Annotated in this window: 15 protein-coding genes; 13 read left to right on the top strand and 2 right to left on the bottom strand. The window is 51.4% G+C overall.

The genetic code is table 11. From position 1 onward, the window contains the following. Positions 1-28: 28 nt before the first annotated feature. The 11 genes from fliJ (at position 29) to SD961_RS12525 (ending at position 9,173) form a co-directional block, all read left to right on the top strand. Positions 29-475 carry a flagellar export protein FliJ gene (fliJ, locus tag SD961_RS12575; protein WP_318790694.1) on the top strand — a complete coding sequence of 149 codons (447 nt, stop codon included), beginning with the start codon at positions 29-31 and terminating at the stop codon, positions 473-475. After that, positions 472-1,758 carry a flagellar hook-length control protein FliK gene (locus SD961_RS12570; protein ID WP_318790693.1) on the top strand — a complete coding sequence of 429 codons (1,287 nt, stop codon included), beginning with the start codon at positions 472-474 and terminating at the stop codon, positions 1,756-1,758. Before fliJ ends, SD961_RS12570 begins: the two co-directional genes overlap by 4 nt. 150 nt (positions 1,759-1,908) lie before the next feature. After that, positions 1,909-2,388, top strand: a complete 480-nt coding sequence (gene fliL, locus SD961_RS12565) for a flagellar basal body-associated protein FliL (RefSeq protein ID WP_318790692.1) — start codon at positions 1,909-1,911, stop codon at positions 2,386-2,388. Between the two features lie 7 nt (positions 2,389-2,395). Further along, positions 2,396-3,403, top strand: coding sequence for a flagellar motor switch protein FliM (gene fliM, locus SD961_RS12560; RefSeq protein WP_318790691.1), 1,008 nt, complete (start codon positions 2,396-2,398; stop codon positions 3,401-3,403). Continuing rightward, the gene (fliN, locus tag SD961_RS12555) at positions 3,396-3,794 is read left to right on the top strand and encodes a flagellar motor switch protein FliN (protein WP_306206294.1); all 399 of its coding nucleotides are present in this window, start codon (positions 3,396-3,398) and stop codon (positions 3,792-3,794) included. Before fliM ends, fliN begins: the two co-directional genes overlap by 8 nt. After that, positions 3,795-4,190, top strand: a complete 396-nt coding sequence (gene fliO, locus SD961_RS12550; protein ID WP_318790690.1) for a flagellar biosynthetic protein FliO — start codon at positions 3,795-3,797, stop codon at positions 4,188-4,190. Further along, positions 4,187-4,921, top strand: coding sequence for a flagellar type III secretion system pore protein FliP (fliP, locus tag SD961_RS12545; protein WP_318790689.1), 735 nt, complete (start codon positions 4,187-4,189; stop codon positions 4,919-4,921). The genes fliO and fliP overlap by 4 nt, the downstream gene beginning before the upstream one ends. A 65-nt stretch (positions 4,922-4,986) precedes the next feature. Next, positions 4,987-5,256, top strand: coding sequence for a flagellar biosynthesis protein FliQ (gene fliQ / locus SD961_RS12540; protein WP_306206301.1), 270 nt, complete (start codon positions 4,987-4,989; stop codon positions 5,254-5,256). Next, entirely contained in the window at positions 5,256-6,041 is a 786-nt protein-coding gene (fliR, locus tag SD961_RS12535; RefSeq protein ID WP_306206303.1) for a flagellar biosynthetic protein FliR, read from the top strand. Before fliQ ends, fliR begins: the two co-directional genes overlap by 1 nt. A 649-nt stretch (positions 6,042-6,690) precedes the next feature. Further along, positions 6,691-7,326, top strand: a complete 636-nt coding sequence (rcsA, locus tag SD961_RS12530) for a transcriptional regulator RcsA (RefSeq protein WP_318790688.1) — start codon at positions 6,691-6,693, stop codon at positions 7,324-7,326. 158 nt (positions 7,327-7,484) lie between these two features. Then, positions 7,485-9,173, top strand: a complete 1,689-nt coding sequence (locus SD961_RS12525; protein WP_318790687.1) for a methyl-accepting chemotaxis protein — start codon at positions 7,485-7,487, stop codon at positions 9,171-9,173. Between the two features lie 86 nt (positions 9,174-9,259). Here the strand turns inward: SD961_RS12525 and dsrB are convergent, their stop codons facing one another. Further along, positions 9,260-9,454 (bottom strand): protein DsrB, encoded by a 195-nt coding sequence (gene dsrB / locus SD961_RS12520; RefSeq protein ID WP_318790686.1) that lies wholly within the window; start codon positions 9,452-9,454, stop codon positions 9,260-9,262. Positions 9,455-9,518: 64 nt separating this feature from the next. Continuing rightward, the gene (locus SD961_RS12515) at positions 9,519-9,677 is read right to left on the bottom strand and encodes a YqaE/Pmp3 family membrane protein (RefSeq protein WP_038381456.1); all 159 of its coding nucleotides are present in this window, start codon (positions 9,675-9,677) and stop codon (positions 9,519-9,521) included. Between the two features lie 328 nt (positions 9,678-10,005). Here SD961_RS12515 and yodD point away from each other — a divergent pair, with 328 nt between their 5' ends. Continuing rightward, positions 10,006-10,239: a YodD family peroxide/acid resistance protein gene (gene yodD / locus SD961_RS12510; protein ID WP_318790685.1), complete on the top strand. Its 234-nt coding sequence runs from the start codon at positions 10,006-10,008 to the stop codon at positions 10,237-10,239. Positions 10,240-10,601: 362 nt separating this feature from the next. Beyond that, positions 10,602-11,414 (top strand): mannosyl-3-phosphoglycerate phosphatase-related protein, encoded by an 813-nt coding sequence (locus tag SD961_RS12505; protein ID WP_318790684.1) that lies wholly within the window; start codon positions 10,602-10,604, stop codon positions 11,412-11,414. Positions 11,415-11,439: the final 25 nt, after the last annotated feature.

The following is an 11,439-nucleotide window of genomic DNA, read 5'->3' as shown; positions in this document are numbered from 1 at the left end:
GGAGAAGCCCGACCCTGGCGGAGGCAGTATGGCAAAACAAGCATCACCTATAGAAACCTTATGTGGCCTGGCGCAGAAAGATCTCGATAAGGCTGCCATTCAGTTAGGCGACGTCCGACGCGCCCAGAAGCAGGCTGACGAGCAGTTAGCCATGCTGCTGAACTATCAGGATGACTACCGTAAAACGCTGAATGACACCATGACCAATGGCATAGCCAGCACCCGCTGGCATAACTATCACCAGTTTATTGAAACGCTGGAGAGAGCCATCGACCAGCATCGACAGCAGCTCAACCACTGGAATGGCCGTCTGGATACCGCCCTGCGACTGTGGCGGGAGAAACAGCAGCGGCTGCATGCTTATGAAACGCTTCAGGCTCGCGCCGTGGCTAACGAATTATTAGTGGAAAACCGTCTCGATCAGAAACGGATGGATGAATTTGCCCAACGGGCATCATTGAGGAAAGGTGAATGATCACTTTGCCAATTGCGACGAACGCGACCAGGGTTAGCTCTGCCAACGCCACAACTGCATCCGCTGCTGCTGATGTGGGTATGGAAACCACCACGGCTGCGGGCGAAACCCCGGCCAAAGGCGAAGGTGGTAACCAGGGCTTTCTTACGCTGCTGGGAAACAAGCTTCTGTCGCTGGCTCAACAAAGCGAAACGGGTCAGGCTTCTACAGCGGCCGCCACTGCGGCTACCGACGATGCCGATGCGGCTCAGTCGCCAAAAGCAAAACTGAGTGCGCTGATGGCAGCTTTAGACAAGCCGGAAACGCTCAGCGCCCTGCTTCAGCCGGGTAAAAGCGATAAAGCACTGAAGACGGAAGAGACTACAAGCGAAGATAACCAGACGGCTGCCCCTACGTTGAATACCAGCGATATGCAGACGCTGCAGGCTCTGTTTGCCATGCTGCCGCCCGCCGCTGCTCAGCAGCCTGCTGCCCTGACAAAAAATGCAGAATCACTGACGGATGAGCCTGCTATCAAGGGCACAAAGCAATCCACGCTCTCTTCCCTGCTCTCTGCGGCTGAAACTACAGAGAGTGACAGCGATAAAACCAGCGGCAAAGCAGAGAGCCTGACTGCCACAGTGGGTAAAGAGTCGCCAAAAGCTACAGCGGATACGCCAACTTTAACCGCCGCGTTCCAGCAGGCGCTCAATAACAGCGGTAAAAGTGCAGACAAAGAAAATTCAAGTTCTGTACCAGCTGCGACGATAACCAATAATGTTATCAGCGCGGCCTCTTCCCTTGTCACACCGACCACCACTTCTCTGGTGACGGCACCGGCAAGCGCGCAGCTCAGCTCTCAGCTGGGCAGCCAGGAGTGGCAGCAGGCGTTAGGTCAACAAATCCTGATGTTCAGCAAAAATGGTCAGCAAACGGCGGAACTGCATTTGCATCCTCAGGATCTGGGCAGCATTCAGATCAGTCTGAAGCTGGACAATGACCAGGCGCAGCTGAGTATGGTGTCGAACCACAGTCAGGTTCGTGCGGCGTTAGAAGCCGCGCTGCCGCAGCTTCGTACTGCACTGGCGGAAAACGGCATCAGCCTTGGTCAGAGTAACGTCAGTAGCGATGCTTTCCAGCAGGGCCAGAGTTTCAGCGGTCAGCAGGAACAGCAACGTAATAACCACAGTGGCAACACATTTAGTCTTGCATCGGAAAATGACAGTGATGTAACCCCAATTGCCGTTCCTGCCGCGCTGCAGGCGCGTGCAGCCGGTTCCAGTGCTGTTGATATTTTCGCCTGACGGTGACAAACGCATAAGCTAGTGGCAAAACTCGCGTCTTTTCTCCCTATTGTTTAGCGCAAGACGCGGGATAATCTGCCCATATCACCGTGGGATAGCGGATTAAGTGGTACCGCACCTCGAAAATAATCACAGGAAGTTATAGCTCATATGACTGATAAGAAAGCCAAAAGCGGCAAACGTAAGCTCCTGATACCCTTGTTACTGCTGGTAACACTGGTTGCTTGCAGCGTGGCGGGCTATACAGTCTGGCGCATGATGAAGTCTCCCGCTGACACCGCTCATGCTGAAAAGCCTGCAGAGCCTGTTGCGCCGGTCTTTTTCGCGCTGGATACCTTTACCGTAAACCTGATTAATCCGGATAACGATCCCGATCGCGTGCTCTACGTTGGCTTTACGCTGCGTCTGCCTGATGAGGATACGCGTCGCCGGATGACCGATTATCTGCCGGAAGTGCGTAGCCGCTTACTGCTGCTGCTCTCCCGTCAGGACGCTTCTGCTCTGAACAATGAGCAGGGCAAGCAGGAACTGGTCAAACAAATTAAAACCGTACTGGCTCCGCCGCTGGTACAAGGTCAACCTCAGCAGGTCGTGAGCGATGTTCTGTTCACTGCCTTTATCCTGAGGTAGAGCAGACATGGGCGACAGCATCCTCTCACAAGCAGAAATTGACGCGCTGCTCAATGGCGACAGCGACAGTGCGGCTGAAGAAACATCCAGCGTTAAAGGCGAAAGCGATATTCGTCCTTATGATCCCAATACCCAGCGTCGCATGGTTCGCGAACGTCTGCAGGCGCTGGAGATTATTAACGAACGTTTTGCCCGCTCTTACCGTATGGCGCTGTTTAATCTGCTGCGCCGCAGCCCGGATATCACGGTTGGGGCGATTAAAATTCAGCCCTACCATGAGTTTGCGCGTAACTTACCGGTGCCGACAAACCTGAACCTGATTCATCTGAAACCGCTGCGCGGCACCGCGCTGGTGGTGTTCTCACCGAGTCTGGTATTTATCGCCGTTGATAACCTGTTTGGCGGTGATGGTCGTTTTCCGACTAAGGTTGAAGGGCGTGAGTTTACCGCGACCGAGCAGCGAGTGATCCGCCGTATGCTGAAACTGGCCCTGGAAGGGTACAGCGAAGCGTGGAAGCCGATTTATCCGCTTGACGTAGAGTATGTTCGCTCTGAAATGCAGGTCAAATTTACCAACATCACGACATCCCCTAACGATATCGTGATCACCACGCCGTTCCAGGTAGAGATTGGCAACCTGGTGGGTGAGTTCAATATCTGCATCCCGTTCAGCATGATTGAGCCGCTGCGCGAAACGCTGGTGAACCCGCCGCTGGAGAACTCCCGTCAGGAGGACCAGAACTGGCGCGACACGCTGGTGAAGCAGGTTCAGCACTCCGAACTGGAGCTGATTGCCAACTTCGGCGAAGTGTCGATGCGTATTTCACGTCTGCTGGCCCTGAAGCCGGGTGACGTATTACCGATTGAAAAACCGGACCGTATTATCGCTCATGTCGATGGCGTGCCGGTATTAACCAGCCAGTACGGCACCCTGAACGGGCAGTATGCGCTGCGAGTGGAACATCTGATTAACCCGATTTTGAATTCGATGAACGAGGAACAGCCCGATGAGTGACACCAAGAAGCCGTCCGAAGACGACATCTCCGCGGACGACCTGTGGGCTGACGCGATGAACGAACAGACCACTGCCTCATCCGAAGGGGTGTTTAAGGCGCTGGAGAGCAATGATATTGCCGGGTCGCTGCAGGATATCGACCTGATTATGGATATTCCGGTTAAGCTGACCGTAGAGCTGGGCCGTACCAAGATGACCATTAAAGAACTGCTGCGGCTGACGCAGGGTTCCGTGGTGGCGCTGGAAGGGCTGGCCGGGGAGCCGCTGGATATTCTGATCAACGGCTACCTGATTGCACAGGGTGAAGTTGTGGTCGTGGCCGATAAATATGGCGTGCGTATCACCGATATCATCACTCCTTCCGAACGTATGCGTCGTCTGAGTCGCTAAATGAACACAGCCCAGGTACAGTCACAGCCGGTGGGTCAGCCCGCGGTTTCTACAGGATCGATGCTGACCCAGGTCAGCAGCGTATTAGCCGTTATCATTCTACTTATCCTGGCCTGTGCCTGGCTGGCAAAACGTCTCGGCTTTACGCCAAAACGGGGCGTACGTGGCAGCGACCTGACCGTCAGCGCCAGTTGCCAGGTTGGGCAGCGCGAACGCGTGGTGATTGTCGATGTAGAGGATGCCCGCCTGGTGCTGGGTGTGACCGGACAGCAGATCACCCATTTGCATACCCTGCCGCCTAAACCGCAGCAGGAGAATCCGGAACTTCCGGCTGCGACGGCAGATTTCCGTCAGGTGCTGCAAACGTTACTCAAACGCCCCGGTAAGCCAAAATGAAACGCTTTCTTCCCTTGCTGACGCTGTTTCTGCTGATTGCGCCCGATGTCCATGCTCAGCTTCCAGGCCTGATGAGCCATCCGACCGCCAATGGTGGCCAGAGCTGGTCACTGCCGGTACAGACTTTAGTCTTTCTGACCTCGCTGACGTTCCTGCCGGCGATCCTGCTGATGATGACCAGCTTCACCCGCATCATTATTGTATTTGGATTACTGCGAAATGCGCTGGGCACCCCTTCCGCACCGCCAAACCAGGTACTGTTAGGCCTGGCGCTGTTTCTGACCTTCTTTATTATGGGGCCGGTGTTCGACAAAATTTATCAGGATGCTTATCTGCCGTTCAGTGAGGATAAAATCAGCATGCAGGAGGCGATTGATAAAGGCGCCCAGCCGCTGCGCGAGTTTATGCTTCGCCAGACGCGTGAAGCTGACCTGGCATTGTTCGCCCGTCTTTCCAACTCCCCGCCTTTGCAGGGACCAGAAGCGGTGCCGATGCGTATTTTGTTACCGGCCTACGTCACCAGCGAACTGAAAACGGCGTTTCAGATTGGCTTTACCGTGTTTATTCCGTTTTTGATTATTGACCTGGTGGTAGCCAGCGTATTAATGGCGCTGGGGATGATGATGGTGCCGCCAGCGACTATCTCACTGCCCTTTAAGCTGATGCTGTTTGTGCTGGTTGATGGCTGGCAACTGCTGGTGAGTTCGCTGGCGCAAAGTTTTTATACCTAGATCCGAGGGCGAACCTCATTCGCCCCGAAAAAATAACATCTCTTCTCTTTTTCTCCGGAGTCACTATGACACCTGAATCGGTTATGGTTATCGGGCACGACGCTATGCAGGTCGCCCTGGCAGTTGCTGCCCCGCTGTTGCTCGCGGCTCTGGCTAGCGGGCTGGTTATCAGCCTGCTGCAGGCAGCTACGCAGATCAATGAACAAACGCTTTCCTTTATTCCCAAAATCCTCGCCGTGGTCGCCACTATGGTTATCGCCGGTCCGTGGATGCTGAATCTGGTACTCGACTATATGCGTACCCTGTTTACTAACCTGCCTTACATGATCGGTTAATGATTAACGTCGACAGCAGTCAACTGGTGTTCTGGATCAGCCAACTTTTCTGGCCGCTGGCGCGCGTGCTGGCGCTGATCATGACTGCGCCTCTGTTAAGTGAAAAGGCAATCAGTAAAAAAGTCAAAATCGGCCTGGGCGTGATGATCACCTACGCGCTGGTACCCTCTTTGCCACCCACAAATGTGACGTTGTTCTCGGTTGGTGGCTTCTGGCTGCTGATTCAGCAAATTCTGATTGGCATCGCTATAGGTTTTACGATGCAATTCGCTTTCGCTGCGGTAAGAACAGCGGGGGAAGTGATTGGCTTGCAGATGGGACTCTCTTTTGCCACCTTCTTTGATCCCGCCAGCCGACTGAACATGCCGGTACTGGCCAGATTTTTAGATATGCTGGCTATGTTACTGTTTCTCTCCTTTAACGGTCACCTGTGGTTAATTTCCATGGTGGCGGACAGTTTTCATACTTTACCTATCGGTGGCGATCCGGTAAACGGCAACGCTTTCCTGGCTCTGACCAAAGCCGCCAGTCTGATTTTCCTTAATGGTCTGCGATTAGCGCTACCGTTGATCACTTTGCTGCTCACCCTTAATTTGGCCCTGGGTTTGTTAAACCGTGTTTCACCTCAGCTCTCCGTTTTTGCCATCGGCTTCCCTGTCACCTTATCGATAGGGATCATCTTCATTAGCCTGATGATGCCCCTGTTAGCCCCTTTCTGTGAGCATTTGTTTAGCGAAGTATTTGATTTACTCGCCAGCGTGCTTAGTGAAATGCCCGCAAGATAAACTTAACTATTGGTTGAATGTAAGATCACCATTGTTAAGCATACGAAATCTTTCAGTGCATTTTTCGAACCAAATTTATCAGAATTTCATTAAGGAAATTCTGATAAATGCGACGAGACGATGAAAATTATTCTTATTAAATCCCAGTTAGCGTATTTTGATTCCTGAAATGGAAGGAATGTTGCGTGAACGTTAATGTTCACAAAACAAACAACCAACTGTTTTTAATGGAATTTTTATTTTTTCTGGTTTATCTTGTGCTTCACCGCATTTTACGGCATTGTCAACACGCCGCAGAGAGGCACACATTCGTGTAATGAATGTTTTTTAGGAATCGTCCTATCAGACTTTTCTGTGTTTTGCGCGATAGTGGCGTAGCTCACAAAAAGTACGCTGTAAGCTATGCTAAGACAATTTGCCAGTGAGTTACGCTGAAAGCCCGTTTTAAGCGTTTATTAACCGGTCATTATATCGACCAAACTCAAATAACCCTTCGGGCATGGATAAGTCTGACCGGGCGTCTCCCGCTCTTGCAGATTAAATGCCTGATAATAATAAGACACTTATAAGACTACTTTACTCTCGTACTACACAAACGCGTAATTCATCGTTGATTTAAACGGATAACAATTTGGTGAGGGTCGCTACAATGCCAACGATTATTATGGATTCATGCAGCTATACACGGCTTGGGCTTACAGATTATATGACAGTGAAGGGTGTTAAAAAGAAAAACATCACTTCCGTCACTGACATAGATCAATTACAAGCAAAATGCCAGCAGTATCAGCCAGGCGTGGTTTTTATTAACGAAGACTGTTTTATTCATGAAGCAGACGCAAGTCAGCGCATAAGAACCATTATTATGCAGAACCCTGACACGCTGTTTTTCATATTTATGGCCATCTCTAACATCCATTTTGAGGAATATCTCTACGTTCGTAAGAACCTGATTATTACATCAAAATCGATTAAACCGGCCACACTTGATAACTTGCTCGTCTCTTATTTTCAAAAGAAACTCAATGTTTCTCCGCGGTATTCCGCAGGCTTCGACGTTCACCCATTAACGTTAAGCCAAACAGAATCAAACATGTTGAAGATGTGGATGTCTGGCCACGATACGATTCAGATATCGGATAAAATGCAAATTAAGGCCAAGACCGTTTCCTCTCATAAAGGAAACATTAAACGTAAAATTAAGACACACAACAAACAAGTTATTTACCATGTGGTTCGTTTAACGGATAATGTCACCAGTGGCATCTACGTTAACGTGAGATAAGCTCACTCCCGCACTAAGAAAGCCGGCCTTGCCGGCTTTTTTAGTTAAAAGCGTTAAGCAGATCTCACTTTCTCATTAAGCCTTTCTCTTCTGCTGCCGATGTTCTGTAGACAGACCGAAGCTCCCCGCTTCGTTTACCCTACAGAGAGCAAAAGGACATGAAATCATCAAACCTCAATGCCGATCGGATCAGTTTTTGGCAGCATTTACGCCTGGTGCCCCTCTTTTCCGTTATCCTCGGCGGCATTCTGCTGCTGTTTGCCCTTTGTATTGGCATGGCCAGCTATTTTTTAATTCAAAGTAACCAGTCGCTGCAGGACGTGACGGAAGAAATTCAGGTCCGTATGGCTATTTCCAACAGCTCAAACCATTTACGTACTGCCCGCCTGAACGTTATTCACGCCGGGGCCTCTGCACGTATTGGTGAGATGGATGCGTTTAACGATAACCTGAAGCAGACTGAAAAACGTATTAAGCAGGCTACGGCCAGCTTTAACGACTATCTTAATCGTCGGGTAAAAACGCCGGCAGATGTCGCCCTGGATACTGAACTCAAAAGCCGTTTTGATGCTTATGTGACTCAGGGATTGCTGCCCATGGTGAAGAGCGCCAAAGATGGCAGCTTTGAAGGGGTGATTGCTCAGGAGACGGATTATACCCGCAAGTTTGATGATGCTTATAATGCCGTTCTGCTAAAAGCTATTGCGATACGCACTCAGCGTGCCGATGCCATTAATAAAGAGGCGGCAGCACAAACCCGTCTCGGCTTTATTATGATGGCCTGCGCCTTTGCCGCTGCCCTGTTACTGACCCTTGCCACCTTTATTTTCCTGCGCCGGGTGGTTATCACTCCTCTGCGCCAGGCAGTAGAGCGAATTGAACATATTTCTCGTGGCGATCTGACCGCGCCGCTGCAAAGTTGGGGACGGAGTGAAATCGGCACGCTTAGCAGTAATCTGCAAACTATGCAGCAGTCGCTGGTGAAAACGGTGGGAACCGTTCGCGAAGGTGCCGTGGCGATCTACCAGGGCTCCAGTGAAATCTCAGCGGGCAACACTGACCTCTCTTCCCGTACCGAGCAGCAGGCTGCCGCGCTGGAAGAGACCGCTGCCAGCATGGAACAGCTGACCGCTACCGTGAAACAGAACGCCGAAAATGCTCATCATGCCAGCCAGCTGGCGTCTGATGCTTCCGGTAAAGCGCGCCAGGGTGGTGATATCGTAAGTGGCGTAATCAGCACCATGAACAATATTTCCACCAGCTCGAAGAAGATTGCTGAGATTACTACGGTGATCAACAGTATCGCCTTCCAGACCAACATCCTGGCACTGAATGCGGCGGTAGAAGCTGCCAGGGCGGGAGAACAGGGTCGTGGCTTTGCGGTCGTTGCCAGCGAAGTGCGCAATCTGGCGCAGCGCAGTGCCGGTGCGGCGAAAGAGATTGAAGGTTTGATCGCTGAATCGGTCAATCTGATAGGTCAGGGATCGTCTCAGGTTAGCCATGCCGGCGATACCATGACAGGTATTGTGGATGCCGTGCGGCGCGTAACGGATATTATGGCTGAAATTGCCGCCGCGTCAGATGAGCAGAGCCGCGGTATTCAGCAGGTAAGCCTGGCGGTAACAGAGATGGATAACGTGACTCAGCAGAACGCCTCGCTGGTTGAGGAAGCCTCTGCGGCCGCCTCCTCTCTGGAAGAGCAGGCTTCTCGCCTGACCCAGGCCGTTGCCGCTTTCCACTTAAGTGACAGCACGCCACGCCGTGTAGCGGCAGCGCCTGTTCAGGCTAAAGCGCCTGTATTACGCCCTGCCCTTGCTAACAATAGTGAAAACTGGGAAACCTTCTGACCGATAAAAAGGGGCGATTTTCGCCCCTTTATCTTTTCTGCTACTCGCGCTGCATCTGCTTACGGATAAGGTAACAAGCGATCAAATCAGGGGGCCGGATGAGGCTCGACAAAAATGCCGTCATCATGTCCCTGTTCATTAAAGAACCAGATCCCCATCGGGTAATCCTCTAAAGCGACCAGATACATGGTCCCTTCGCTAAAGTCTTCCACCGCCAGTACCGTGCCGGGACGACGAGGCCCTCCATCGGTTTTGACCGTGACCCGTTCATTGACTTTCATGACGCTTCTCCCAGGCTGAATAGTGGGCTAAGTTTACCTTAAAATCCCGCAGACGGAAGAGTACCTAACGGCGGGCAATCACCCAGACAGCATGTACGATACCCGGAATATAGCCACAAAGGGTCAGCAGGATATTCAGCCAGAACGCGCCGCCGAATCCTACCTGCATAAACACGCCTACCGGGGGTAAAATAATAGCAATAATGATGCGTAATAAGTCCATGTCGCCTCCATAGCGTGGAAAAGTGATTATAGTGTAATCAGTTGATAATTATAGCACTGGAGCGCGGAGCACTCCTTGTGCGCTGTGTAAATCCTCGTAATTTCGCCCCGCTACTGGTTTTTCGTTTTCTTAACGTTTCACAGCGAGACTTCTGACATCATCCCCGCTTACACTCTTCCCACTGCACCAACCCCAAAGGCGCAGTCAACCTAAAAAGTAACAAGGATTTTTGCCCGCGCAGCGCGGGCTTTTTTTCGTCCGTTTCCTGCCCGCCAACTTATTTTTCGCCATCTATACTTAGTTCATTTAGTGAACTGGGGAAGGGATTATGGCTACTGCAAAAGAGTACAGCGACATCGTTCAGCGCGAAGTCAGTATCGATATCGAAGCTTTACTGGAAGCTATTCACGATCGATCAACGGGCGAGGTAACAACCTTTACGGATGACAAACAGGCGCATAAGGTTCGGGTAGATGGACGTGAATACCACTCCTATACCGAACTGGCCGATGCTTTTGAACTCGATATCCGGGATTTTACGGTTTCAGAAGTTAATCGCTAAAAAAATCCCGGCGGTTAGCCGGGAATCAAATTTGATTAATGAAATTCGTTACACAGGAAATTCTCTGACCTGCTAATAGTACCCTAAGTTATTGCCAGGAAAAATCCTAACTTGTACCTGAAGTTGTACAGCCCCTGAAAAACTGTACATGCAAATATCACTGAAGCCGCGCTGGCCCTGATGTGAGACAGCAATCTTGTTTTGTCCCCTTGCCCCCCTCTCTCTTATCATTTTAAGAATATTCCTGGCTGTTCCGGGCCGGTTCCGGGCGGTTTAAACGCGGGCAGGCCGTCAGAGTTACAGGGCTTCGTTATACTCTATGATTATGCTGATCTTTTCAGGCAGTCCGAGGAGGAAGAGTCATGCCTACGCTACAAGATCCCCTGATGATAGTGACGGATTTAGACGGTTCCCTGCTCGATCATCATACTTACAGCTGGGAGCCGGCTCAGCCCTGGCTTGAGCGCCTGAACGAAGAAGGCATTCCGGTGGTGATCTGCTCCAGCAAAACGGCGGCTGAGATCCTGCCGCTGCAGCGCCTGTTAGGGATTATCAGCTCACCTTATATTGCTGAAAACGGCGCTGTCGTGCACTGGGAAGAGTTTAACGGATCGGTCGATCGTGCCGCAAATAAGGGCTATACGGAGATTTGTCAGACGTTGCAAAAACTGCGCGATCGTCTCGGCTTCAAATTTATCGGTTTTGCCGATGTTACGGAGAAAGAGGTGGCCGAGTGGACCGGGCTGACGCCACACAACGCCGCCTTAGCCAAAATGCGGGAGGGTTCTGAAAGCCTTATCTGGCGGGATTCCGCCGCCCGGTTCGACGATTTCAGCGAAGCGCTGGCAGCAGAAGAGCTGACGTTGGTTCAGGGTGGACGATTCTGGAGCGTAATGAATCGGGGCGCCGGAAAAGGCGCCGCGTTGGATCTTCTTCTCCGTCACTATACCCATCCTGTGGGGCATAAATGGCTGACCATTGGTCTTGGAGATGGGCCTAACGATGGCCCTATGCTGGATAAAGTCGATTATGCCGTCATTATTAAAGGCTACAGTAAAACGCCCGTCACGCTGCAACGCGAGGGACGGGACGTTGAGGAGAGGGTGTTTCATAGTACCCATTTTGGCCCTGAAGGGTGGAGTGAAGGTTTGTCGCATTTCATCACTCAGGGTTAGGTTGTATTCGGTTGTTGCGTGCCCA

The organism is Erwinia sp. MMLR14_017 (assembly GCF_033657285.1).
Taxonomy (GTDB): Bacteria; Pseudomonadota; Gammaproteobacteria; order Enterobacterales; family Enterobacteriaceae; genus Erwinia.
Note: the sequence above shows the minus strand (reverse complement) of the source record. Positions and strands in the feature narration are given on the sequence as shown.

What these genes read in the sequence shown, in the direction of transcription:
- fliJ (WP_318790694.1), top strand. Translation starts at nt 29, where the DNA reads ATGGCAAAACAAGCATCACCTATAGAAACCTTATGTGGCCTGGCGCAG.
- SD961_RS12570 (WP_318790693.1), top strand. Translation starts at nt 472, where the DNA reads ATGATCACTTTGCCAATTGCGACGAACGCGACCAGGGTTAGCTCTGCC.
- fliL (WP_318790692.1), top strand. Translation starts at nt 1,909, where the DNA reads ATGACTGATAAGAAAGCCAAAAGCGGCAAACGTAAGCTCCTGATACCC.
- fliM (WP_318790691.1), top strand. Translation starts at nt 2,396, where the DNA reads ATGGGCGACAGCATCCTCTCACAAGCAGAAATTGACGCGCTGCTCAAT.
- fliN (WP_306206294.1), top strand. Translation starts at nt 3,396, where the DNA reads ATGAGTGACACCAAGAAGCCGTCCGAAGACGACATCTCCGCGGACGAC.
- fliO (WP_318790690.1), top strand. Translation starts at nt 3,795, where the DNA reads ATGAACACAGCCCAGGTACAGTCACAGCCGGTGGGTCAGCCCGCGGTT.
- fliP (WP_318790689.1), top strand. Translation starts at nt 4,187, where the DNA reads ATGAAACGCTTTCTTCCCTTGCTGACGCTGTTTCTGCTGATTGCGCCC.
- fliQ (WP_306206301.1), top strand. Translation starts at nt 4,987, where the DNA reads ATGACACCTGAATCGGTTATGGTTATCGGGCACGACGCTATGCAGGTC.
- fliR (WP_306206303.1), top strand. Translation starts at nt 5,256, where the DNA reads ATGATTAACGTCGACAGCAGTCAACTGGTGTTCTGGATCAGCCAACTT.
- rcsA (WP_318790688.1), top strand. Translation starts at nt 6,691, where the DNA reads ATGCCAACGATTATTATGGATTCATGCAGCTATACACGGCTTGGGCTT.
- SD961_RS12525 (WP_318790687.1), top strand. Translation starts at nt 7,485, where the DNA reads ATGAAATCATCAAACCTCAATGCCGATCGGATCAGTTTTTGGCAGCAT.
- dsrB (WP_318790686.1), bottom strand. Translation starts at nt 9,454, where the DNA reads ATGAAAGTCAATGAACGGGTCACGGTCAAAACCGATGGAGGGCCTCGT.
- SD961_RS12515 (WP_038381456.1), bottom strand. Translation starts at nt 9,677, where the DNA reads ATGGACTTATTACGCATCATTATTGCTATTATTTTACCCCCGGTAGGC.
- yodD (WP_318790685.1), top strand. Translation starts at nt 10,006, where the DNA reads ATGGCTACTGCAAAAGAGTACAGCGACATCGTTCAGCGCGAAGTCAGT.
- SD961_RS12505 (WP_318790684.1), top strand. Translation starts at nt 10,602, where the DNA reads ATGCCTACGCTACAAGATCCCCTGATGATAGTGACGGATTTAGACGGT.